19 protein-coding genes are annotated in these 19,173 nt (G+C 59.2%); all 19 read right to left on the bottom strand.

Features of this window, described 5'->3' with window-relative positions; translation table 11 throughout:
• Positions 1–8: 8 nt before the first annotated feature.
• The gene (gene fmt / locus GXN74_RS03905; protein ID WP_162369618.1) at positions 9–953 is read right to left on the bottom strand and encodes a methionyl-tRNA formyltransferase; all 945 of its coding nucleotides are present in this window, start codon (positions 951–953) and stop codon (positions 9–11) included.
• Complete coding sequence (gene def, locus GXN74_RS03910; RefSeq protein ID WP_162369619.1) at positions 950–1,420, bottom strand: peptide deformylase; 471 nt, start codon at positions 1,418–1,420, stop codon at positions 950–952. Before def ends, fmt begins: the two co-directional genes overlap by 4 nt.
• Positions 1,421–1,448: 28 nt before the next feature.
• Complete coding sequence (gene priA / locus GXN74_RS03915) at positions 1,449–3,728, bottom strand: replication restart helicase PriA (protein ID WP_162369620.1); 2,280 nt, start codon at positions 3,726–3,728, stop codon at positions 1,449–1,451.
• 62 nt (positions 3,729–3,790) lie between these two features.
• Entirely contained in the window at positions 3,791–4,009 is a 219-nt protein-coding gene (rpoZ, locus tag GXN74_RS03920) for a DNA-directed RNA polymerase subunit omega (protein WP_162369621.1), read from the bottom strand.
• Between the two features lies 1 nt (position 4,010).
• Positions 4,011–4,643, bottom strand: a complete 633-nt coding sequence (gene gmk / locus GXN74_RS03925) for a guanylate kinase (protein ID WP_162369622.1) — start codon at positions 4,641–4,643, stop codon at positions 4,011–4,013.
• Between the two features lie 15 nt (positions 4,644–4,658).
• On the bottom strand, positions 4,659–4,910 hold the full coding sequence (locus GXN74_RS03930; protein WP_162369623.1) for a DUF370 domain-containing protein: 252 nt from the start codon (positions 4,908–4,910) through the stop codon (positions 4,659–4,661).
• Between the two features lie 10 nt (positions 4,911–4,920).
• Positions 4,921–5,799 (bottom strand): YicC/YloC family endoribonuclease, encoded by an 879-nt coding sequence (locus GXN74_RS03935; protein ID WP_162369624.1) that lies wholly within the window; start codon positions 5,797–5,799, stop codon positions 4,921–4,923.
• Positions 5,800–5,861: 62 nt separating this feature from the next.
• Complete coding sequence (locus tag GXN74_RS03940; protein ID WP_162369625.1) at positions 5,862–7,760, bottom strand: YgiQ family radical SAM protein; 1,899 nt, start codon at positions 7,758–7,760, stop codon at positions 5,862–5,864.
• A gap of 8 nt (positions 7,761–7,768) precedes the next feature.
• Positions 7,769–8,491, bottom strand: a complete 723-nt coding sequence (locus GXN74_RS03945; RefSeq protein ID WP_162369626.1) for a pseudouridine synthase — start codon at positions 8,489–8,491, stop codon at positions 7,769–7,771.
• Complete coding sequence (locus GXN74_RS03950) at positions 8,488–9,888, bottom strand: RsmB/NOP family class I SAM-dependent RNA methyltransferase (RefSeq protein ID WP_162369627.1); 1,401 nt, start codon at positions 9,886–9,888, stop codon at positions 8,488–8,490. The genes GXN74_RS03945 and GXN74_RS03950 overlap by 4 nt, the downstream gene beginning before the upstream one ends.
• Before the next feature lie 14 nt (positions 9,889–9,902).
• Positions 9,903–10,715 carry a GTP pyrophosphokinase gene (locus tag GXN74_RS03955; RefSeq protein WP_162369628.1) on the bottom strand — a complete coding sequence of 271 codons (813 nt, stop codon included), beginning with the start codon at positions 10,713–10,715 and terminating at the stop codon, positions 9,903–9,905.
• Between the two features lie 158 nt (positions 10,716–10,873).
• Complete coding sequence (rpsT, locus tag GXN74_RS03960; protein WP_162369629.1) at positions 10,874–11,143, bottom strand: 30S ribosomal protein S20; 270 nt, start codon at positions 11,141–11,143, stop codon at positions 10,874–10,876.
• A gap of 194 nt (positions 11,144–11,337) precedes the next feature.
• The gene (gene holA, locus GXN74_RS03965; protein ID WP_162369630.1) at positions 11,338–12,336 is read right to left on the bottom strand and encodes a DNA polymerase III subunit delta; all 999 of its coding nucleotides are present in this window, start codon (positions 12,334–12,336) and stop codon (positions 11,338–11,340) included.
• A gap of 25 nt (positions 12,337–12,361) precedes the next feature.
• Complete coding sequence (locus GXN74_RS03970) at positions 12,362–14,746, bottom strand: DNA internalization-related competence protein ComEC/Rec2 (RefSeq protein ID WP_162369631.1); 2,385 nt, start codon at positions 14,744–14,746, stop codon at positions 12,362–12,364.
• Positions 14,747–14,767: 21 nt separating this feature from the next.
• Positions 14,768–15,718: a GerMN domain-containing protein gene (locus tag GXN74_RS03975; RefSeq protein ID WP_162369632.1), complete on the bottom strand. Its 951-nt coding sequence runs from the start codon at positions 15,716–15,718 to the stop codon at positions 14,768–14,770.
• A 100-nt stretch (positions 15,719–15,818) separates the two neighbouring features.
• The gene (locus tag GXN74_RS03980; protein WP_162369633.1) at positions 15,819–17,192 is read right to left on the bottom strand and encodes a sensor histidine kinase; all 1,374 of its coding nucleotides are present in this window, start codon (positions 17,190–17,192) and stop codon (positions 15,819–15,821) included.
• 34 nt (positions 17,193–17,226) lie between these two features.
• The gene (locus GXN74_RS03985; protein ID WP_162369634.1) at positions 17,227–17,919 is read right to left on the bottom strand and encodes a response regulator transcription factor; all 693 of its coding nucleotides are present in this window, start codon (positions 17,917–17,919) and stop codon (positions 17,227–17,229) included.
• 15 nt (positions 17,920–17,934) lie between these two features.
• The gene (locus GXN74_RS03990; RefSeq protein ID WP_162369635.1) at positions 17,935–18,543 is read right to left on the bottom strand and encodes a ComEA family DNA-binding protein; all 609 of its coding nucleotides are present in this window, start codon (positions 18,541–18,543) and stop codon (positions 17,935–17,937) included.
• Between the two features lie 19 nt (positions 18,544–18,562).
• Positions 18,563–19,021, bottom strand: a complete 459-nt coding sequence (locus GXN74_RS03995) for a methylglyoxal synthase (RefSeq protein WP_162369636.1) — start codon at positions 19,019–19,021, stop codon at positions 18,563–18,565.
• Positions 19,022–19,173: the final 152 nt, after the last annotated feature.

The raw sequence follows: 19,173 nt of genomic DNA on the forward strand, positions 1-19,173 counted from the left end.
GCGGCCTCCTATCCTCGGGGCGGAAGCGTCATGCCTGCCGGCAGGCGCACCCCCCGTAAAAAAACATCGCAGGGCATGCGTTTCTTGCCCTGCAGTTGCACTTCCTTCACCCAAAGGGTTGTGTTGTTTCCGCAGGCGACCTGGAACCCCTTTTTGGGGTCCACCGCCACGACGGTGCCGGGATCTTGGTCAAAGCCTTCCTCCGAAACCTCCACGTCCCAAACCTTCAGGAGCTTGCCTTCCAGCCAGGTGTAGGCTCCGGGCCACGGATCCAGGCCACGCACCAGCCAATCGATCCGCTCCCCTTCCAGGGACCAGTCGATGGCCCCCATGTCTTTGGTCAGCAAGGGGGCGTAGGTGGCATCCGCCGGATTCTGGGGTGTCCCTGCAAGGGTGCCCTCCTCCAGGCGGCGGATGGTTTCCAGCAGCAGGTCTCCTCCAAGTCCGCTCAAGCGGTCGTGGAGGCTCCCTCCCGTTTCCTTCTCCCGGATGGGAACCGACACCTTCAGCAGCATGTCCCCCGTGTCCAGGCCTTCATCCATGCGCATGGTCGTCAGTCCCGTCTCCTTCTCCCCGTTGAGCAGGCACCATTGGATGGGCCCGGCCCCACGGTACTTGGGGAGGAGGGAGGCATGGACGTTGACGCATCCGTAGGGGGGCATCTCCAGGAGCTCCTTGGGCAGGATCTGCCCGAAAGCGACCACCACCACCAGGTCCGGGGCAAGCGCACGGACCTGGTCCAGCGCCTCCCGGTTCCTGATCCGCACCGGCTGGAATACAGGGATTCCGGCTTCCAGCGCGGCGGCCTTCACAGGGGTCGGCTGGAGCTTCTGGCCCCTCCCTTTCTGCTTGTCGGGCTGGGTGAACACACCCACCACCTGGTGTTCCGATCGGACCAGCGCCTCCAGCGTGGGGACGGAAAAGTCCGGTGTTCCCATGAATACGATCCTCATGCCAGCTCCTCGTCCTCGTCGGTGATCATGTCCGTGGCGATGTCCACGTACAGCTTCCCTTCCAGATGGTCCAGCTCATGGCAAAGGGCCCGGGCAAGGAAGCCTTCCCCCTCCACCTGGGTCCTGGTCCCGGTCAGGTCCAAGGATTCCACAACCACATGGTTGGGACGGACAACCGTCCCGGCCTTCCCGGGGACGCTCAGGCATCCCTCCGGACCGACCTGTTCCCCGTCCTGCCGGACGATCACCGGATTCACCAGGACCATGGGCCCGTCGCCGATGTCCACCACCACTACCCTTTTCAGGATCCCCACCTGGGGAGCCGCCAGGCCTACCCCCTGTGCATGGTACATGGTATCCAGCATGTCCTGGGCCAGGTCTTTGACCTTGTCGCTTACGGCGTCCACTTCCTTGGCCCGCTTCCGCAGGATGGGGTCGCCTTCTATCCTTATTTTCCTCAGTGCCATCGGTTCTCCTTTATGCTCCTTAGGCCCCTCATTGGGAAACCATGGGGTTGATGTCAAACGCCACCCGCAGGGGCTTGTATTTTTCGTCTGCCTGCATCCTATTATAAAATTCCTTGATCAGATAAGTCAAGAACTTATATGTCCTCGCCTTCACCATCAGCCTTTGGCGGTACATGTCACGGACCTTCGACAGGTTGGCGGGGGCTGGGCCGATCATCTGGACCTCCTGTTCCCGAAGGAGTTTAGGGTCCAGGGATTCCAGGAGGGCCTCCATCTCTCCAGCCAGGCTGCGGCTCCCCTGGACCAGCGCCTTTTCGTCGGTGGAGGAGAAGAGCAGGACCAGCAGGTTGGAAAACGGCGGGTATCCCATCATCTTCCGGTAGAGGACCTCCTGCCTGTAGAACTTTCCGTAGTCCTGTTCCCGGGCGGCCTGGATGCTGAAATGCCCGGGACTGTAGGTCTGTATGAACGCCCTCCCGCCCTTGGCCCCCCTGCCGGTCCTTCCGGTCACCTGGGTGACCAGCTGGAAGGTCCGCTCGCTGTTCCTAAAGTCGTTCATGAAAAGGGACATGTCTGCGGCCACAACCCCAACAACCGTCACGTTTTCGAAATGATGGCCTTTGGCCACCATTTGGGTGCCCACCAGGATGTCCGCCCTGCCTTGGGAGAACTCCCCCAGGATCCTCGCATGTCCGTCCTTGGTGGAGGTGGTGTCCAGGTCCATCCGGACCACACGGGCCTGGGGGAACATTTTCTGCACCTGTTTTTCCACTTTCTGCGTGCCGATCCCGAACGCCTTGATGTAGACGGAACCGCAGGAAGGGCAGCTTTCCGGGGACTTGACTGAACTTCCGCAATGGTGGCAGAGCAGCCGCCGGCCTTCCGCATGGTAGGTGTAAGGGAGGTCGCAGGACGGGCACTTCATCACATGGCCGCACTGGCGGCAGGAAACCGCTTGGGCATACCCTCTCCTGTTCAGGAAAAGGAGGACCTGTTCCTTCCGTTCCAGAGCGCCGGCCATGGCCTCCTGGAGGGGCTTGCTTAAGATCCCCTTGTTCCCCTCCAGGAGCTCCTGGCGCATGTCCACCACCTCCACCTCCAGGTCCGGTCCCGAGACCGCCTTGTCTTCCAGTGTCAGGAGGGTGTATTGCCCCTCCAGCGCCTTGTGGTAGCTTTCCACCAAGGGGGTGGCAGACCCCAGAACGACCGGGAAGCCGCCCATCAGGGACCGTTTGATGGCAACCTCCCTGGCATGGTATTTGGGGACCTGTTCGGACTTGTAGCTCATCTCGTGCTCCTCGTCCAGCACGATCATCCCCAGATGGGGAAAAGGGGTGAAGACTGCGGAACGGGGGCCCACCATCACCCTGACCTCCCCGCTCCTCGCCTTCTGCCATTGGTCCATCTTCTCCCTGGGGGAAAGGCGGCTGTGCATCACCCCCACCACGTTCCCGAAGCGCTCCACGAACCTCCCGATGGTCTGGGGGGTCAGGGCAATTTCCGGTATGAGCACGATGGCTTCCTTTCCCAGTTCCAGCACACGGCCGATGGCTTGCAGGTAGACCTCCGTCTTCCCGCTGCCGGTGATGCCGTGGAGCAGGAAGGTGTCCGGCCTTCCTGCCTCCACGGCGTCCAGGATCCTGTGCAGCCCCGCTTCCTGGGCGGGATGGAGGGGAAGCGGCCTTTCCACGGGCGCCTCCCTGGGAGGCACCGGCATTTCGCCGGTGTCCACCTGCGAGAGCGCCAGCACCCCCGCCTTCACAAGGCCCTGGAGGACCCCCTGGGTCGTCCGTGCCTGGGCAAGGAACCTGCGGGAGGGCACCCCCTCTGGCGGAATCCGCACCTCCCCTTCCAGCAGCATCTCCAAAACCCCGGCCCTTTTGGCCAGGGTGGCGTTTCCGCGGACGGAAGCCAGGGCTTCTGTAAGGGCCTCCGGATCCAGGAGAAGGCGGACCCGGCTTTCCTTCCTGGCGGAAACGTCCGTCCTGGCGGGAAGGATTGCGTTGAAGGCGGCCTGGAGGGAGCAGACGTACCGCTCCTTCATCCAGTGCCCCAACAGGATCAGCTGGGACTCCAGGTCCACTTTGTCATGGACGTCCTGGATATCCTTGACTTTCTCCAGGGGAATGTCGGCATGCTCCTCCATGGCCACCACGGTCCCGCGGATGGTCCTGTTCCCGGCGCCGAAAGGGATGGCCACCACGCTGCCGGTCCTGACCTTGTGCTCCAAGGCTCCGGGGACCCGGTAGGTGTAGGGCCTCTCCAGGGAGGCTGCTGTAAGCTCCACAATCACTTTGGCGTAGGCCATGGTCCTCCTCCTTCCCCTCCATTAGGAATGACCAGCACCTGCAAGGGGCTGGTCATGACGTTCTACACGATATCGATTTTGCCTTCGTACAGTTCGTTCACTGCGTTGGACAAGGGTTTGGGAGAAACGGTTTTCGTCAGGGTCATCTCTCCGTCGATGAGTTGCCGGGCCCTTTTTGCCGTGGCGATCACTACGGAGTAGCGGCTCCGCACCTTCACCTCGTCCTCCAGGCTTCTGTCGTTGACCACGTTTATCAAATCTGTATAAGAAGGATGCAGCATGTCAATTGTCTCCTTTCAAAATGAGCGCAAACTCGTCGATGAATTTCTGTTGCAGCCGCCGGCTCCTGAATCCCCTTTGCCGTTCCGCCTCCACGATATGGACGATGGCTTCGATGCACGGCTCCAACTGGTCGTTCACCACGATGTAATCGTACTGGTCCATGGACCTGGCCTCTTCCGAGGAACGCTTGAGGCGGCGCATGATCACGTCCATCTCCTCCGTCCCCCGGTGCATCAGCCTCTCTTTCAGGACCGTGACCGTGGGGGGCACGATGAAGATCAAGACGGCCTCGGGAAACATCTTCTTCACCTGGAGCGCGCCCTGCATCTCGATCTCCAGGATCACGTCCCTCCCCTGGGCCATCTGCTTGTCCACATACTCCCTGGGCGTGCCGTAATGGTTTCCGCAGTAGGTGGCATATTCGTACAGGGCCGCCTCCCGGATCATGGTTTCAAACTCCTGGTGGCTGATGAAGAAGTAGTCCCTTCCATCCACCTCCCCTTCCCGGGGACTCCGGGTGGTGGCGGATATGGACAGGGCGAATTGCCCCTGTTTCATCAGGCCTTTGACGACCGTGCCCTTGCCCGCGCCCGAGAATCCGGACAATATGAGCAGCATACCTCTTTTTTCCATGACCTTCTCCTAGCTCTATTCCTTGTTCTTGTCTTCAAAGCGGTTGATGATGGTCTCCACCTGGATGCCCGAGATGACGACGTGTCCGTCGTTCATCACCAGGACGGCCCTGGTCCTCCGGCCGGCGGTGGCGTCCACAAGCATCTGGGTCTCCTTGGCATGCTGCACCATCCTTTTGATGGGCGCAGCCTCCGGTTTTACGATGGATACGATCTTGTCCGTTGCCACGAAGCTTCCGAAGCCGATGTTCACAAATTGGTTCTTCATAGTCACACTCTTATTCTATGTTTTGGATTTGCTCCCTGATCTTTTCGATGAGGGTCTTCAGTTCGATTCCCAGGTTGCTGGTCTGGATGTGGTTGGCCTTGGACAGGATGGTGTTCGCCTCCCTGTGCATTTCCTGGGTCAGGAAGTCCAGCTTCCTGCCAACGGGCCCTTCCTCCTGGAACACGCCCCGCATATGGGAAAGGTGGCTTTCCAGGCGGACGATTTCCTCGTCCACACAGGACTTGTCCGCAAATACGGCCACTTCCATGGCCAACCTGGTTTCGTCCACGGGAACCTGGGCCAGAAGCTCCCGGATCCTGCTCTCCAGCTTGTCCCTGTATTCCCGGACCACCAGGGGAGCATGGGCCCTCACCTGGTCCACCAGGACCTCCATTTGCCCGACCTTCTCCAGGAGGTCTTCCTGGAGCATGGCCCCTTCGGTGCGGCGGGAGGCAAGGAGCCCCTCCACCGCCAGTTCCAGCGCTTCCGCCACCAGGCGGGAAAGAAGCCCTTCGTCTTCTTCCTGCTCCTCCAGGACCAGGACGTCGGGGCACCGGCCAAGATGGGAGACCCCCACGTCTTGCTTCAGACCGAAAAGGGCCCCCATCCGCTGGAAATGCTCCATGTATTCCCTGGCCAGGTCGGTGTTGAACACCAGCCGTTCCCGTTTTTGCCCATGGTCCTCATAGGACACGAAGGCGTCGACCTTCCCCCTGGAGAGGCGCCGCTTCAGTATCGATTTCAGGTCCCCTTCCATGTAGCCGAGGACCTTCGGCAACTTCACCCCCAACTCGCAGTAACGGTGGTTCACCGAACGGACTTCCACGACAATGGTCTTCCCTGCGGATTCGGCCTTCCCTCTGCCGAATCCTGTCATGCTGTTGATCATGGGCACCTCCCTTGATTGCCATGCTTGCTGTTTAAGTATTATACAGGAGCCGGAGCCGTTCGTCAACGATTGCCGGCCTTCTTGTGGATGTTGCGGATGGTCTTCTTCTTCGGCCTGCGCTTCTCCTTCTCCTGCGCCTGGGCGCACTTTTGCTGTCTGGCCCCCTGGCTTCCCTTCAACGGACGGAGCAGGCACTTTTCCCCGAAGCCCACCAGGTCTTCCCTTCCGGCTAGGGCAAGGGCTTCCCGGACCAGCTTTTCGTTCTGGGGATAGCGGTATTGCATCAGCGCCCTCTGCATGGCCTTTTCCTTCTGGGTCTTCGGCACATATACCGGCCGCATGGTCATGGGGTCCAGCCCCGTATGGTACATGCAGGTGGAAAGGGTGGACGGGGTGGGATAGAAATCCTGGACCTGCTGGGGGGTATGCCGGATGTCCCGCAGGTATTCCGCCAGTTCCACCGCTTCCTTCAGCCCGCAGCCGGGATGGCTGGACATCAGATAGGGCACCAGGAATTGCTTCTTGCCCAGCCGCTCGTTGACCTGCTTGTATTTTTCCACGAACCGGTCGTATACGGCATGCCTGGTCTTGCCCATCTTCTCCAGGACCTTGTCCGAAACATGCTCGGGGGCCACCTTCAGCTGCCCGCTGATGTGGTGTTCGCAAAGCTCGTTGAAGAAGCTGTCGTCCTTGTCCAGCATCAGGTAGTCGAACCGGATTCCGGAACGGATGAACACCTTCTTCACCTTGGGAATCTCCCTAAGGGCCCGCAGGATGTCCAGATACTCCTTGTGCTCCACCTGGAGCTGACTGCAAGGTTCCGGTGTCATGCACTGCTTGTCCTTGCAGACCCCGTGCTTGGCCTGCTTCTGGCAGGACATGTTCCTGAAGTTGGCCGTAGGGCCTCCCACATCGTGGATGTATCCCTTGAAGTCCGGATCGTGGGTAAAGGCTTCCGCCTCCGCCACCAGGGATTTCTTGCTTCTCTTCTGCATGATCCTTCCCTGATGGAAGGTCAGGGCGCAGAAGTGGCATCCGCCGAAGCAGCCCCGGTTGGCGATGAGGCTGAATTTCACCTCCTCGATGGCGGGGATCCCCCCTACCTCCGCATACATGGGGTGGGGGGCGCGTTCGTAAGGCAAGGAATATACCCGGTCGAATTCCCCTGTGGTCAGGGGAGGCTGGGGAGCGTTCTGGACCACATGGGAGTTGTCCCCGTAGGTCTCCGCCAGCACCCGGCCCTGGGCGAAGTCGTTGTTACGGTTCTGCAACAGGAAGCTTTCCGCATATTTCCGCTTGTCCGTGATTATCTCACTGTAGCTGGGCAGAAGGATGGGGTCCACCAGGGAATCCAGGGACTTGGCGTGGTAGACCGTGCCCCGCACGAAGGTGATCTCCCGGACCGGGATGCCGGCGTCCAAGGCCTCCGCAATCTCCACGATGCTCCTCTCCGCCATGCCGTAGGCCAGCAGGTCCGCCTGTGCGTCCAGCAGGATGGAGCGGTTCACCTTGTCCCGCCAGTAATCGTAATGGGCCATCCTGCGCAGGCTGGCCTCCACTCCGCCGATGATGATGGGGACATCCTTGTAGGCCCGCTTGACCAGCTGGGAATAGACCACCGTGGCCCGGTCGGGCCGCTTGCCCATGACCCCGCCAGGGGAATAGGCGTCCGTGGTCCGCCTCTTTTTGGCGACGGTGTAATGGTTGACCATGGAATCGATGTTCCCGCCGGTGACCAGGAACCCCAGACGGGGGCGTCCCAGCTTCTGGATGTCCACCGTGTCCTTCCAGTCCGGCTGTGCCAGGACAGCCACACGGAAGCCATGGGACTGCAGCAGCCTCCCGATGATGGCGGTACCGAAGGAAGGGTGGTCCACATAAGCGTCTCCCGAAACCAGGATGAAATCCGCCTCTTCCATCCCTTGTGCTTGCATTTCCTCACGACTTGCAGGTAAAAACATAGAATCTCCTAACTTTGCTGTTGCAATTGGATGACCTCTTCCGGGGTCAGGGGTCTGTAGCTTCCGGGTGGGAGGTTGGGATCCAGCCGCAGTCCTCCCATGGAGACCCGCTGCAGATGGAGGACCTGCATCCCCACGGCCTCGAACATCCGCTTGATCTGGTGGTATTTCCCTTCCACCACAACCACGTGGATTTCGGAGACCGGCCCGCTCGCAAGGACCGTCAATTCGGCCGGCAGGGTCTTGTAGCCGTCTTCCAGCACCACGCCGGCCTTGAATTTCTCCACGGTCTCCTGGGTGGGCTGGCCCTGGATCCTGGCCCTGTAACCCTTGGGCACATGGTGCCGGGGGGACAGGAGCGCATGGCCCAGGGGACCGTCGTTGGTCAGCACCAGCAGGCCTTCCGTATCCTTGTCCAGCCTTCCCACCGGAAAAAGGTCCTTCTTCCGGATTTCCTTGACCAGATCCAGGACCGTCTGTTCCTTGTCGTCCGCGGTGGCGCTGATCACCCCTTGGGGCTTGTTCATCATCAGATAGATGTTTTTCTCATAGGGGATGACCTCCCTTTTGTAGGCCACCTGGTCCGCATGGGGGTTCACCTTGTGCTCCGGTTGGCGGACCACTTTGCCGTTCACGGTGATCCGTCCCCAACCGATGTATTTTTTCACTTCGCTCCGTGTGCCCACACCCATGTTGCTCAAGAATTTGTCCAACCGCATGCTATCGCTCATTGCCATCTCCAACCTTTATTGTATTTGTTCTTCAGGATCCTTCCGTCGCTTTTGGCCCACCCCAGGGGGTACCCTTCCACAGCCACCAGCACATACCCCTTCTCCATCTCACGGGAAAGGGTTTCTCCTTTCAGATAGCGGACCAGGTCCGGATCCCCCCGGTCGAAATCCAAGACCCGTTTCCCCTGGCCGGGCTGCAGATGGGACGCAAGGGACTGGGAAGGCTCGAACCTTCCATAGGCCACGTCCCCCAGAAGAAGCCCTGCCCGCAGCACGCGGATGCCCTTCAGGTCGCCCAGCCGTTCCAGCTTTCCAGGCTCCAGGTAAAGCTTCTCCTGGTGCACATGGAGCCTGTCCTGGGGCAGGAAAAACCCGAGGCTCTTCCTCTCGAACTCCCTGTACGCCTCCAGGATCTTGGGCTCCACACGCCGCGGGCCTTTCGGTTTCAACGGCCCGCGGCTCTCCGGAAGGGCTTCCAGGACATCCTTGGCCAGGAGGGCAACGAAATGCCCCTCTCCCCGAAACCTGTGGGGATAGGCCCGGACCGCCCTGTCCAGCTGGAATTCCCGGGGGAACCCTTCCGTTACCCCTGGTACCAGACCCTCCCTCTTTTCCAGTTCCACCAGGGAGAACTCCGGATGCTCCCCAAGGAACGCCGCCAGGGTGGCTTCGTTCTCCCTGGTGGAAAACGTGCAGGTGGAATAGACCATCCGTCCGCCGGGTTTCAGGAGCCGGGCCGCCTGCCGCAGGATCCGGACCTGCTCCCCATGGTACTCCTCCGGAATCTCTTCCTTCCAATGTTTCGCCATCTCCGGATCCCGCCGGAGCATCCCCTCTCCGGAACAGGGTGCGTCCACCAGGATCTTGTCGAAAGCGGGACCGAAGGCCTTTGCCAGCTTCTCCGGCTTCTCGCTGGTGACCAGCATGTTGTCCACGCCGGCGGCTTCCAGGTTCTTCAGCAGCGCCTTGCAGCGGGACGGACTGATGTCGTTGCATACCAGCAGCCCCGTCCCCCCCAGCTTGGAGGCCAGCTGGGTGCTCTTGCCCCCCGGAGCCGCACACATGTCCAGCACCAGGTCTCCCGTCTCCACCGGCAGCATGGCTGCCGGCAACATGGCGGAAGGCTCCTGGATGTAATACAGCCCTGCGGCGTAGAAGGGATGCTTGGCGGGCCTGTGTCCCGGACGGTAGAAGCGCCCCTCCTCCACAACCGGCGTCCGCTCCAACCCGAAATCCAGGCCGTCCACCATCGCTTCCGCACCCCTCTTGAGGGTGTTCACCCGCAGCCCCCGCAGGGGCTGGAATTCCAGCGATGCCAGGAATTCCCCGAAGGTATCCCCCAGCAGCCTTTCCATGTTCCTAATGAATCCATCCTTCAAGTTGACCGAATTCCCCATAGCCTTCCAACCCCTCAGTTGTCTCCCAGGGATTGCACCCTGTAGTTTTCTGCGATCACATCCAGCTGCCGCCGGAACACGCCCAGTTTTTCCAGATTCCCCTCTTCCCAAAGGCGGTAGAATTCCTCCTGGATCTTCTCCACCTCCCGGTCATTCTCTGAGGCGCTGCGGATGTTCTGGATATTGTTCAGGATGTCCGCAATCACGCCGGACTTGTATTGGAAGGTGTTTTGCGCCTCCATGATCTCGCTGCGGATAGTGGAAAGCTCCTCGTCCAGCACATGGGCTGCTTCCGCCGCCTTCATAAGGCGCTCCCGTATCTCCGCCGGGATGTTGTGCTTGTACTTGTATTGGAGGGAATGCTCTATGGTGGCCCAGAAGTTCATGGCCAAGGTGCGGATCTGTATCTCCGCCTGGATCCTTTTCTTCCCAAGCGCCGTATGCACATCGTAATATATGATGATGTGGTAGCTCTTGTAACCGCTCTGCTTCATGTTGGAAATGTAGTCCTTCTCGTACTTGATTTCCATGTCGCTCCTGGAGCGGATGATTTCCACCACCTTGTCGATGTCTTCCACGAACTGGCAGATGATCCTGAGGCCGGCGATGTCCTCGATCTCCTCCTCCATGCTGTCCAACGGAATCTGCTTCTTCCTGGCCTTGTCCAAAATGCTTGATATCTTCTTTACCCTTCCGTCCACCAGTTCCACGGGGGAATATTTCCCCAACTTGTTGTTTTCCGTCCGGATGGACGTGAACTTGATGACAAGTTCCTGCACCGCCTGCTGGTAGGGGATGAGGATTTCCCTCCACATCTGTATTTCCATGACAACACTCCTGTCCCTTTTCTATCTGCTCTTTTTCCATTGATTCCTTTTAGATTGTAGCACAAGCACTTCGCCTCGTCCACAGGGGGCTCCCTGTCGCACAAGAAAAGCGTATCCTTGCCGGATACGCTTCAAGGCCTTCCTTATATGACGTCAGCCTACTCAGCCGCCATCTTGTTAACTGCTTTTGTCAAGCGCGCCACTCTTCTGGCGGCGGTGTTCTTGTGGAAAATCCCTTTGGATTTAGCCTTATCTATTTCAGAAACCGCAACAAGCAATTGTGCCTGGGCGGCTGCTTGATCGTTGGCTGCGATTGCGCCCAAGACCTTCTTGATCTCAGTCTTTACGCGGGATTTGATCATTTTGTTTCTCATTGTCTTCGTCTGTGTGACGAGGATTCTCTTTTTTGCAGACTTGATGTTTGCCATGTTCTCACCTCCGTTGGTAGAATGCTTGTGCATCCATCTTGTTCCAGCCGTTCCGCAAATAGAGGGTGAGCTTCCAGGATGGGATGGATGTCATTGCCGTTCCAAAGTGGGGTTTGTACCGGCAACAGGCCTTGAAATATCGCACTAAAACATACTGTTACATTCTACCGGAGTCCGGTCTTTTTGTCAATAGCCTATTTCCCGTTTCCGCTGTTTTCTATGAGGATCATCTGGACGCCGATCTCCAGGTCCATCCGTCCCTGCTTGAAGAGCAGTTCCACCTCCAGACACTTGTTCAGCGCCAGCAGCAGGCGCTCCTTGGAAAACCGCCCCGCCTGGCGCAGGTTCTTGTTTGCGACGAAGGGCGGCAGCTTGATTTTGGATGCGATGGCGCCGGGGCTGTGGCCGGCTTCGGCCATCAGCTTCACCTGCAGCAGGATCCGCAACTGTCTGGACAGGAGGAAGAGGATCCGTGTGGGCGGTTCCTTCAGGGCCATCAGGTCCTGGAAGAGGCCCAATGCCTCCTCCCTTTTTTCTGTCCCCAGGCACTCCACCATGGCGAACACCTTGTTCTCCAGATTCTTCGAACAGATCCTGTCGATGTGGTCCCGGGTGACCACCGGTTCCTCCCATGCGTAGTCCACCAGCTTCTCCAGCTCGTTCTCCACCCGCTCCAGTTCGAACCCCACCGTTTCGATGAAATGTCGGGCGGTTCCCCGTTCGATGTTCTTTCCATGGCGGGCCAGCCTCCGGGCCAGATGCTTCACCAGCTCCTCTTCCCCCAGGTGCTTGAACTCCACCACTTCCCCGTGCTTGGAGGCTTGTTTGAACAGGCGGCTGCGCTTGTCCACCTCCTTCTCCAGGAGGAAAAGCGTGGCTGTGTCCGGAATCCTTTCCAGATGGGAGGCCAGCTTTTCCACCTTCTTGGCGTTCTTGGGAAGGAACAGGTCCATGCCGTTCAGGACCACCACCCGCCGTTCCGCAAGGAAAGGCAGTGTTTCCAGCGCATCCAGGATCCGCTCCTCCTGGATGGCCCCGTCGAACTGTTCATAGTTCATGGAGTCCTCTTTGGAACCCACCAGCCTTTTCACCATGGAATCCAGGTAGGAATGGGCAAGATAGGTCTCCGGTCCGTAAAAAAGATATAGTCTTCCGAAGTTTCCGGTCTTCAGTTGGTCTTTCAATGTCTTCATTCCATCTTCTCCTTGTCGGTCCCCTTCACCACAGTCCCCTTTCCTTGATTGCAAGGGACTGTCCCCTGGGATTCTGCACTTCCAGGCGGAAACCGCCCTTTCCGTCGGTCGTCGCCGCAACCGCTCCCTGGAGGGCCGTGTGCAAGCCCAGGGCTCCCGCCTCTTCATACCGGAGCAGCACCTCCGGGGACGGGTGTCCGTAGGGATTGTTCCGGCCATAGGAAAACACCGCCGCCTTGGGGCCGATCCGGTCCAGCCATCCCTGGCCGGAGGAGGTGCCCGCCCCGTGGTGGGGCACCTTCAGCAGGTCCACCCCCGCCAGGGCCCCATCCGCCATCCTGTTTTCGGCCAGGGATTCCACATCCCCTGTGAACCCCAGGGAGAATTCCCCCAGGTCCAGCCGGAGGACCAGGGAGCGGTCGTTGTTCTTCACCACCTCCCCCGCTTCCAGGGGGGGAGAGACGTCGGTGACCGCCAGGGCGCCCACCTGGATTCCATCTCCCGGATGCAGGTGGTGGAGGGCCACCCCCATCTCTTCCGCCTTCACCAGCAGCGGTTCCAGCTGGAGGTCCCTTTGGTCCGCATAGAGCCGGCTGACGGCCAGAAAGCCCACTTCCATGTCCTCCAGAAGCTCCAGGACCCCTTGGCTGTGGTCGTAGTCGCTGTGGGACAGGAACACCCCCGATAGCCTGCCGATCCCCTTGGACTCCAGGGCCTTGGCGACGACCCTGCGGCCCGTATTCGTCTCCTCCAGATGGCGTAAGCCCCCTCCGTCCACCAGGAAGGTCTCCCCTCCATGGGAGAAGAAGGCCGCATCGCCCTGTCCCACGTCCAAGAAGACCACTTCCAGCCTTCCCTCCCTCCAGGTCTGGTGGCAGGAGAGCGCAACCAGGAATCCCAAAAGGACCAGCAGATGGAGCCGCCGGGTGTGCGTCCAGGACCAGCGGGAGAGGAGGAGCAGATGCCCTCCCAGCCACAGCACATAGAACACCATCCCCCATCCCTGGAGCACCCCCGGCACCCAGGTTCCCCCGGGCAGGTTCCCGAAGAAATCCCCCACACCCACAAGGTAGTCCAGCAGGTGCACCAGGGAGGCGCTGAAAAACACGGCAAGCGGCGTCCATGTCCATGCAAGGCACAGGACCAGAACGCAAAGCAGGACCACGCCTCCGAAAACCGGCACGGCCAGGAGGTTGGCCAGGATTCCGTACAGGGGTATCCTGTGGAAGTACAGGACGAGTACGGGAAGCGTGCACAAGGTGGCGGAAAGGGAAACCAGAAGCCCCTGGGCCAGGGGCCTCCTGTCCGGATTGAAGGAATCCTCCAGCACCGGCAGCACCACCAGGATTCCCAGTACCGCAGAAACCGAAAGCAGGAATCCCGCATCCCGCAGGATCCATGGATTGTAGGCCGTCCAAACCAGGCAGACAAGGGAAAGGGCGGACAACCCGTCATACCGCTCCCCCTGGAAGGGCGCCAGAAGGAAGAGGAACAGCATGGCCCCCGCCCTCTGGATGGAGAAGCCCCCGCCTGCCAAAAAGGAGTAGGCGAGGAGGAAGAAAAAGGCAAGGACGGTGCCGAGCACCCTGCTGCCCGTAAGGCGGCGTGCCATCCAGTGGAAGCCCAGGACCAGGATGCCCGTGTGAAGGCCCGAAACGGCCAGGAGATGGGAAAGCCCCCCCACCCGGAAGCTCTCCAGGTCCTCCTCTTCCAGCAGGTCCTTCCGGGCCAGCAGGATCGTCTCCAGCATGCCCAGGTGCCTGGGTTCCAGAACCTTCTCCAGCGCGGCCCGCTCCAAACGGTGGAAGCCATGCCGCCATGCCAGGGGCCCCCTGCCTGTCCCAGGGAGAAGGAAAGCCCCTTCCATATCCCCCTGGATGTACGTGGAGCGGGCGAACCGATAGGTCCTCTGGTTGAAGGCTCCCGGGTTGGAGGGGGCAGGGATGAGCTGGGGACGGCTCCGGAAACGCACCAGGTCCCCCGGCGCCGCCTCCAGGTCCCCTTCCTGGAAGAACCTTCCCCGTACCGCCTGCCAGGACGGATAGCGCCGATTCCCCACATCCAGGATCCGGACGGTCCAGACGCTTCCCCTGTCGGTTTTTCCCACTTCTTCCACGCGCCCGTAGAAGGAACGCTCCCCTTCCCCCAGCAGCTCCATCTCCTCCAGGAAAAGGGCCATGGCGTGGAAGCGGAGGAAACCGAAAAGGCACATGGCCAGAAGGATGGGAATCCATTTCCGGTCATGTGCCTTGCCCAAGCGGAACAGGGCCAGCGCCCCAACCCCCGCCGGTACCGCCACGGACCCGTACGGTCCGTACAGGAGCGTCCCCGCCACAAAAGCGGCGGCCAGCAGAAAAGCCGGCCGTCTTGTTGCGTGGGAAAGAAGGGGCACGGTTCGGCTGGATGTCATGGCGGCCCTTCCTTTCATGCCCTAGTGGGCCAGGATGTCCTCGTCCCTGGAGAACAGGTTGTCGAAGGGCAGTGTCCCCTTGTAGGAGGCGATGATCTCCCCCTCCACCAGGAACTGCACCCGGGTAATCCCCTTCAGGTCCGTCAGCGTATTCACGATTCCATAGATGACGGTCTTTTCCGTCATCGATTTCTCCAGCGGACGGGAGAGGAAATCTTCCGCCAGGTCCACGTAGCAGATGCCCTCATTGACATAGACGTTCTTCAGCTGCGTCTTCGAGGAGACCGGTTTCGTCAGAGGCTCCCCCTTGTCCGTCTTTGCCGCCTCGTCCGCCTGGATGTAGGCTCCCAGTACATTGGCTTCAAGGGTCTTGCTCGTGTCCAGGACGATGGTCTTCTGTAGGGGCACCAGATGCTGCCCATCCTTTGCGGCGTAGTAGAAGGTCACTTCCTTGGAGACGGTCTCTTTCATCTCTGCGTGCAGGTCGATGATCACGTCGCTCTGGGTCATCTTGCCATAAGCGATTCCATCCTGGTTGGTGAGGGGGATGCCTTTCACATAGAACTCCACATCCCTGACGAAATCCAGGGCTGTGACCGACCGTACGACGGAGGAACGGCACAGCAGTTCGTCAATGGGGCTCATGGTGGCATACCATGCAGGCCAGTCCAGAACCAAAGTGTCGCCCTTCAGTTCCACCTTCACCAGGGTAAGCTCCTTCGGTACAGTGGGATATCCCCCCTTTTCCAGCTTTCCGTTCTGCAGCACGGAAAGGGATTCCCGGATGACCTCCTCCACCCCCTCCTCCTCCAGCTCCACGACCACAGGCACCAGATTGGTCCTGTCGGCGTTTGCCAGATAGAAGACCGGGGACTCTTTCGTTCTTGTGATATATTCCTCTTTCTGTCCGGAACCGCAAGCCGCCGCAAGCAAGACAAGCAGCAGACCTCCAGTTATGATCCATTTTCTCAATTCAGGTCCTCCAAATTCAACCGACATCTTACAACATAATAGCAAAAAATCATTTAAATAGCTTTACCAAGTTGTTACAATTATATGAAGTTCGCTGTCGCTACCCCTGGGTGACCTGATTCAGTGGAAGCTTGATGCTGAAAGTGGTTCCTTCATGGAGCTGGCTTTCACATTTGATTGTGCCCTTGTGCATGAGGATGGTCTTCTGGACGATGGAAAGCCCCAAACCCGTCCCTCCCGTATCCCTGGAGCGGGTCTTGTCCACCCGGTAAAAGCGTTGGAACACCTTGTCGATGCTTTCTTCGGGGATTCCTTCCCCCGTATCCTGGACGGTGATGTAGAGGTTCTTGTGGTCCGCATCCAGGGTTACCCTGATTTCCCCGTCCTCGTTGTTGTACTTGATGGCATTTTCCACCACGTTGGTGAGGGCAAGGCTCAGCTTCGTCTCGTCCCCCTGGCAGCGGACCTGCCGGAAGCTTTCGAACACGATCTGGATGGACTTCTGGTCCGCCAAGGGTTTCAGCCGTTTCAGGACGCTCTCCACCAGCTGGTTCATGTCCACTTCCTCGAAGGAGAGCTGCTGCTCCTTCTTGTCCATGGTCACCAGGACCAGCAGGTCGTTGATGATCTTGTTCTCCCGGTCCACTTCGTTCCGGATATCCTCCAGGAATTCCCGGTATAGCTCCACCGGCATCCCCTCCTGGGAAAGCAGGGACTCGGCCAGCACCTTCATGGAACTGAGCGGCGTCTTCAACTCATGGGACACGTTGGCCACAAACTGCTGCCGGTTCTCCTCCTGTTCCGCCAGCCGGTTCACCATGTGGTTGAAGGTTGTGGCGATCTCCTGGACCTCGTAGTTCCCCCGGACGCCGAACTGCTCGTCGATGTGTCCCTCCGTGACCCGGTTCATGTGCTGGATCAGCTCCTGGAAGGGCTTTGTGAATACACCGGAAAAATAATAGCTGAGTCCCAGTATCAGGAATCCCAGCACCACTGCGGTCATGTAGGTGATGTTCTTCATCCGGGCGATGGCGCTGGTGACGCTCTCATAGGAGCTGGTCAGCACGATCACCCCGCTGACCTTGGTCCTGTCCGCATTGTTGACAGGCACCACCACCTGCCCCACGCTCCTCTCCTTGACATGGATATAGCTGCTTTTCCCTCCCAAGCCACCGATGATTTCCCTGGTGGCATAGGTTTTCCCCGTCTCCAAGTCGTTGGTGTCGTACAGGATGGTGCCGGCCTCATCGGCCACCATCACCCTTCCGTCCGTCACCGCCTTGATGTGTTTGAGGAAATCCCCGTAAGCGGCCTCATCGAAGAAGCCGCTGCTGGAAAGGTTGATGGACAGGGTGTTGGCAAGCCGGAAGAGCTCGCTTTTCTTTTCGTTCTCGTAATAGTTCCGCATGGATTGGATCAACGCCACGGACAGGACCAGTGTGGCGACCAGACCTACGGCTGCGAAGGCCAGCAACAGCTTGACCCGGATGCTGTTGACCTTTTTCGACTCAATGCTGATAATAATAACCCACTCCCCACTTGGTATGAATATAGGCCGGTGCGCTGGGATTCGACTCGATCTTCTCCCGCAGCCGCCGCACATGGACATCCACCGTGCGGACATCGCCGGGATACTCGTAGCCCCAGACCATGTTGAGCAGGTTTTCCCTGCTGTAGACCTTTCCCGGATGCTTGATGAACAGTTCCAGCAGGTCGAACTCCTTGGCCGTGAGGTTCACCTCCTTGTCCAGAACGAAAACCCTGCGGCTTTCAAAGTTCATGCGGATCTGGTCGGAGGTCAGCTCCTTCACGGAAACCTGTTCGCTTTCCGGCGCCGGACTGTTGGTCCTGCGGATGATGGCCTTGATCCTCGCCTTCAGCTCCAGGATGTTGAACGGTTTGGTCATGTAGTCGTCTGCCCCGAATTCCAGCCCGAGGATCTTGTCCATGTCCTCCCCTTTTGCGGTCAGCATGATGATCGGGACATTGCTGAATCCCCGAATCTGCTGGCACACTTCCATGCCGTCGTATTTGGGAAGCATCACGTCCAGTATCACCAGGTCGTATTCGTTGGCTTTCGCCAGATTCAAAGCCTCTTCCCCGTCGTAAGCCGTATCGATGTCGTACCCTTCCTGTTCCAGGCTGAAACGGATGCCCTTCACGATCAGCTTCTCATCGTCTACGATCAATATCTTTTTCATAAAACCTCCATGCCTCTATTCCAAAGTAATCATACTCTCGATTTGCTTGAACAGCGTTTCCTTGATTCCACCCACCAGCATCAGGTCCTCCAGCCGGGCGAAGGCGCCGTGCTGTTCCCTGTACGCGATGATGCCCGCAGCCTTGGCTTCCCCGATTCCGGGAAGGGTCATGAGCGCCTTCTTGTCCCCCCGGTTGATGTCCACCAGGCCCCCAGCTGCCGCCCCGGCCTCCTGGACCGTCCGGGCATGCTCCTCCCGGGTGGGGACCCGGATCATTTCCCCGTCTTTCAAAAGGCGGGCCTGGTTGACCCCTTCCATGGCCGCCTCCGGCAGGAGGCCGCCTGCCGCTTCCACTGCTTCAAACACCCGGACTCCCTGGGGAAGGACGTAGACCCCTTCCTTGACCACGGCGCCGCAAACCTGCACATACAAGGATTCCTGGGCCAGCGGCTCCCCGCCTGCATCCGAATGGATTTCCGTCTCCGCGCCCTCCCGCTCCCCAAGTTCCAATTGGAAGCCCGTCCTTCCCTGCAGGTTGCCCTGGTTGTGGAACAGGACCAGACCGCTGGCCAGGACGAAAACCGCAAATGCTCCAGCCAGGGCCATTTTCCTTTTGTCGCACATGGCCTCCCCCTTCTTGTTCCTAAATCTCTATCTTCCTATTGAGGATGGACTGGGCGTCAAAGGTATGCCGCACATAATCCTTGTCCATCAGCAGGGAGGTGAAAAGAAAGTCCGCGGTGGCTTCATTCAGGGCCACGGGGATGTCGTAGAGCGTCGCGATCCTGAGCAGGGCCTTCACATCCGGGTCATGGGGTTGGGCCTCCATGGGATCCCAGAAGAAGATCAGGAAGTTGATTTCATCCTCTATGATCCTTGTTCCGATCTGCTGGTCCCCGCCCAGGGGGCCGCTGTTGTAGGTCCGCACAGGCAGTCCTGTCTTCGCGGACACCAGCCGTCCGGTGGTGCCGGTCCCGTAGAGGAAATGGGTGGAGAGGATTTCTTTGTTCCTGCCCACCCATTCGAGCAATTCCTTCTTTTTATTGTCGTGGGCCACTAGGGCGATTCTCTTTTGCTTTCCAATGGTTTGGTTGACTTCCATGCGTAACCTCCTGTGTCGTTTCCGGTGTTTGGCCGGTCCTCCGTCCATTTTACATAATATTCGCAATAATTACAATGCCCAACCGCTGAAAAGGCTTGCAAATTGTGCGAAACGATTGGGTTGTGCGGACGGCCGCTTCTATGATAAGATGT

The organism is Anaerotalea alkaliphila, from assembly GCF_010179735.1.
In the GTDB taxonomy this organism is placed as follows: domain Bacteria; phylum Bacillota; class Clostridia; order Lachnospirales; family Vallitaleaceae; genus Anaerotalea; species Anaerotalea alkaliphila.

Excerpts from the sequence above, each read along its gene's own strand:
- fmt (WP_162369618.1), bottom strand. The coding sequence starts at position 953 with ATGAGGATCGTATTCATGGGAACACCGGACTTTTCCGTCCCCACGCTG.
- def (WP_162369619.1), bottom strand. The coding sequence starts at position 1,420 with ATGGCACTGAGGAAAATAAGGATAGAAGGCGACCCCATCCTGCGGAAG.
- priA (WP_162369620.1), bottom strand. The coding sequence starts at position 3,728 with ATGGCCTACGCCAAAGTGATTGTGGAGCTTACAGCAGCCTCCCTGGAG.
- rpoZ (WP_162369621.1), bottom strand. The coding sequence starts at position 4,009 with ATGCTGCATCCTTCTTATACAGATTTGATAAACGTGGTCAACGACAGA.
- gmk (WP_162369622.1), bottom strand. The coding sequence starts at position 4,643 with ATGGAAAAAAGAGGTATGCTGCTCATATTGTCCGGATTCTCGGGCGCG.
- GXN74_RS03930 (WP_162369623.1), bottom strand. The coding sequence starts at position 4,910 with ATGAAGAACCAATTTGTGAACATCGGCTTCGGAAGCTTCGTGGCAACG.
- GXN74_RS03935 (WP_162369624.1), bottom strand. The coding sequence starts at position 5,799 with ATGATCAACAGCATGACAGGATTCGGCAGAGGGAAGGCCGAATCCGCA.
- GXN74_RS03940 (WP_162369625.1), bottom strand. The coding sequence starts at position 7,760 with ATGTTTTTACCTGCAAGTCGTGAGGAAATGCAAGCACAAGGGATGGAA.
- GXN74_RS03945 (WP_162369626.1), bottom strand. The coding sequence starts at position 8,491 with ATGAGCGATAGCATGCGGTTGGACAAATTCTTGAGCAACATGGGTGTG.
- GXN74_RS03950 (WP_162369627.1), bottom strand. The coding sequence starts at position 9,888 with ATGGGGAATTCGGTCAACTTGAAGGATGGATTCATTAGGAACATGGAA.
- GXN74_RS03955 (WP_162369628.1), bottom strand. The coding sequence starts at position 10,715 with ATGGAAATACAGATGTGGAGGGAAATCCTCATCCCCTACCAGCAGGCG.
- rpsT (WP_162369629.1), bottom strand. The coding sequence starts at position 11,143 with ATGGCAAACATCAAGTCTGCAAAAAAGAGAATCCTCGTCACACAGACG.
- holA (WP_162369630.1), bottom strand. The coding sequence starts at position 12,336 with ATGAAGACATTGAAAGACCAACTGAAGACCGGAAACTTCGGAAGACTA.
- GXN74_RS03970 (WP_162369631.1), bottom strand. The coding sequence starts at position 14,746 with ATGACATCCAGCCGAACCGTGCCCCTTCTTTCCCACGCAACAAGACGG.
- GXN74_RS03985 (WP_162369634.1), bottom strand. The coding sequence starts at position 17,919 with ATGAAAAAGATATTGATCGTAGACGATGAGAAGCTGATCGTGAAGGGC.
- GXN74_RS03990 (WP_162369635.1), bottom strand. The coding sequence starts at position 18,543 with ATGTGCGACAAAAGGAAAATGGCCCTGGCTGGAGCATTTGCGGTTTTC.
- GXN74_RS03995 (WP_162369636.1), bottom strand. The coding sequence starts at position 19,021 with ATGGAAGTCAACCAAACCATTGGAAAGCAAAAGAGAATCGCCCTAGTG.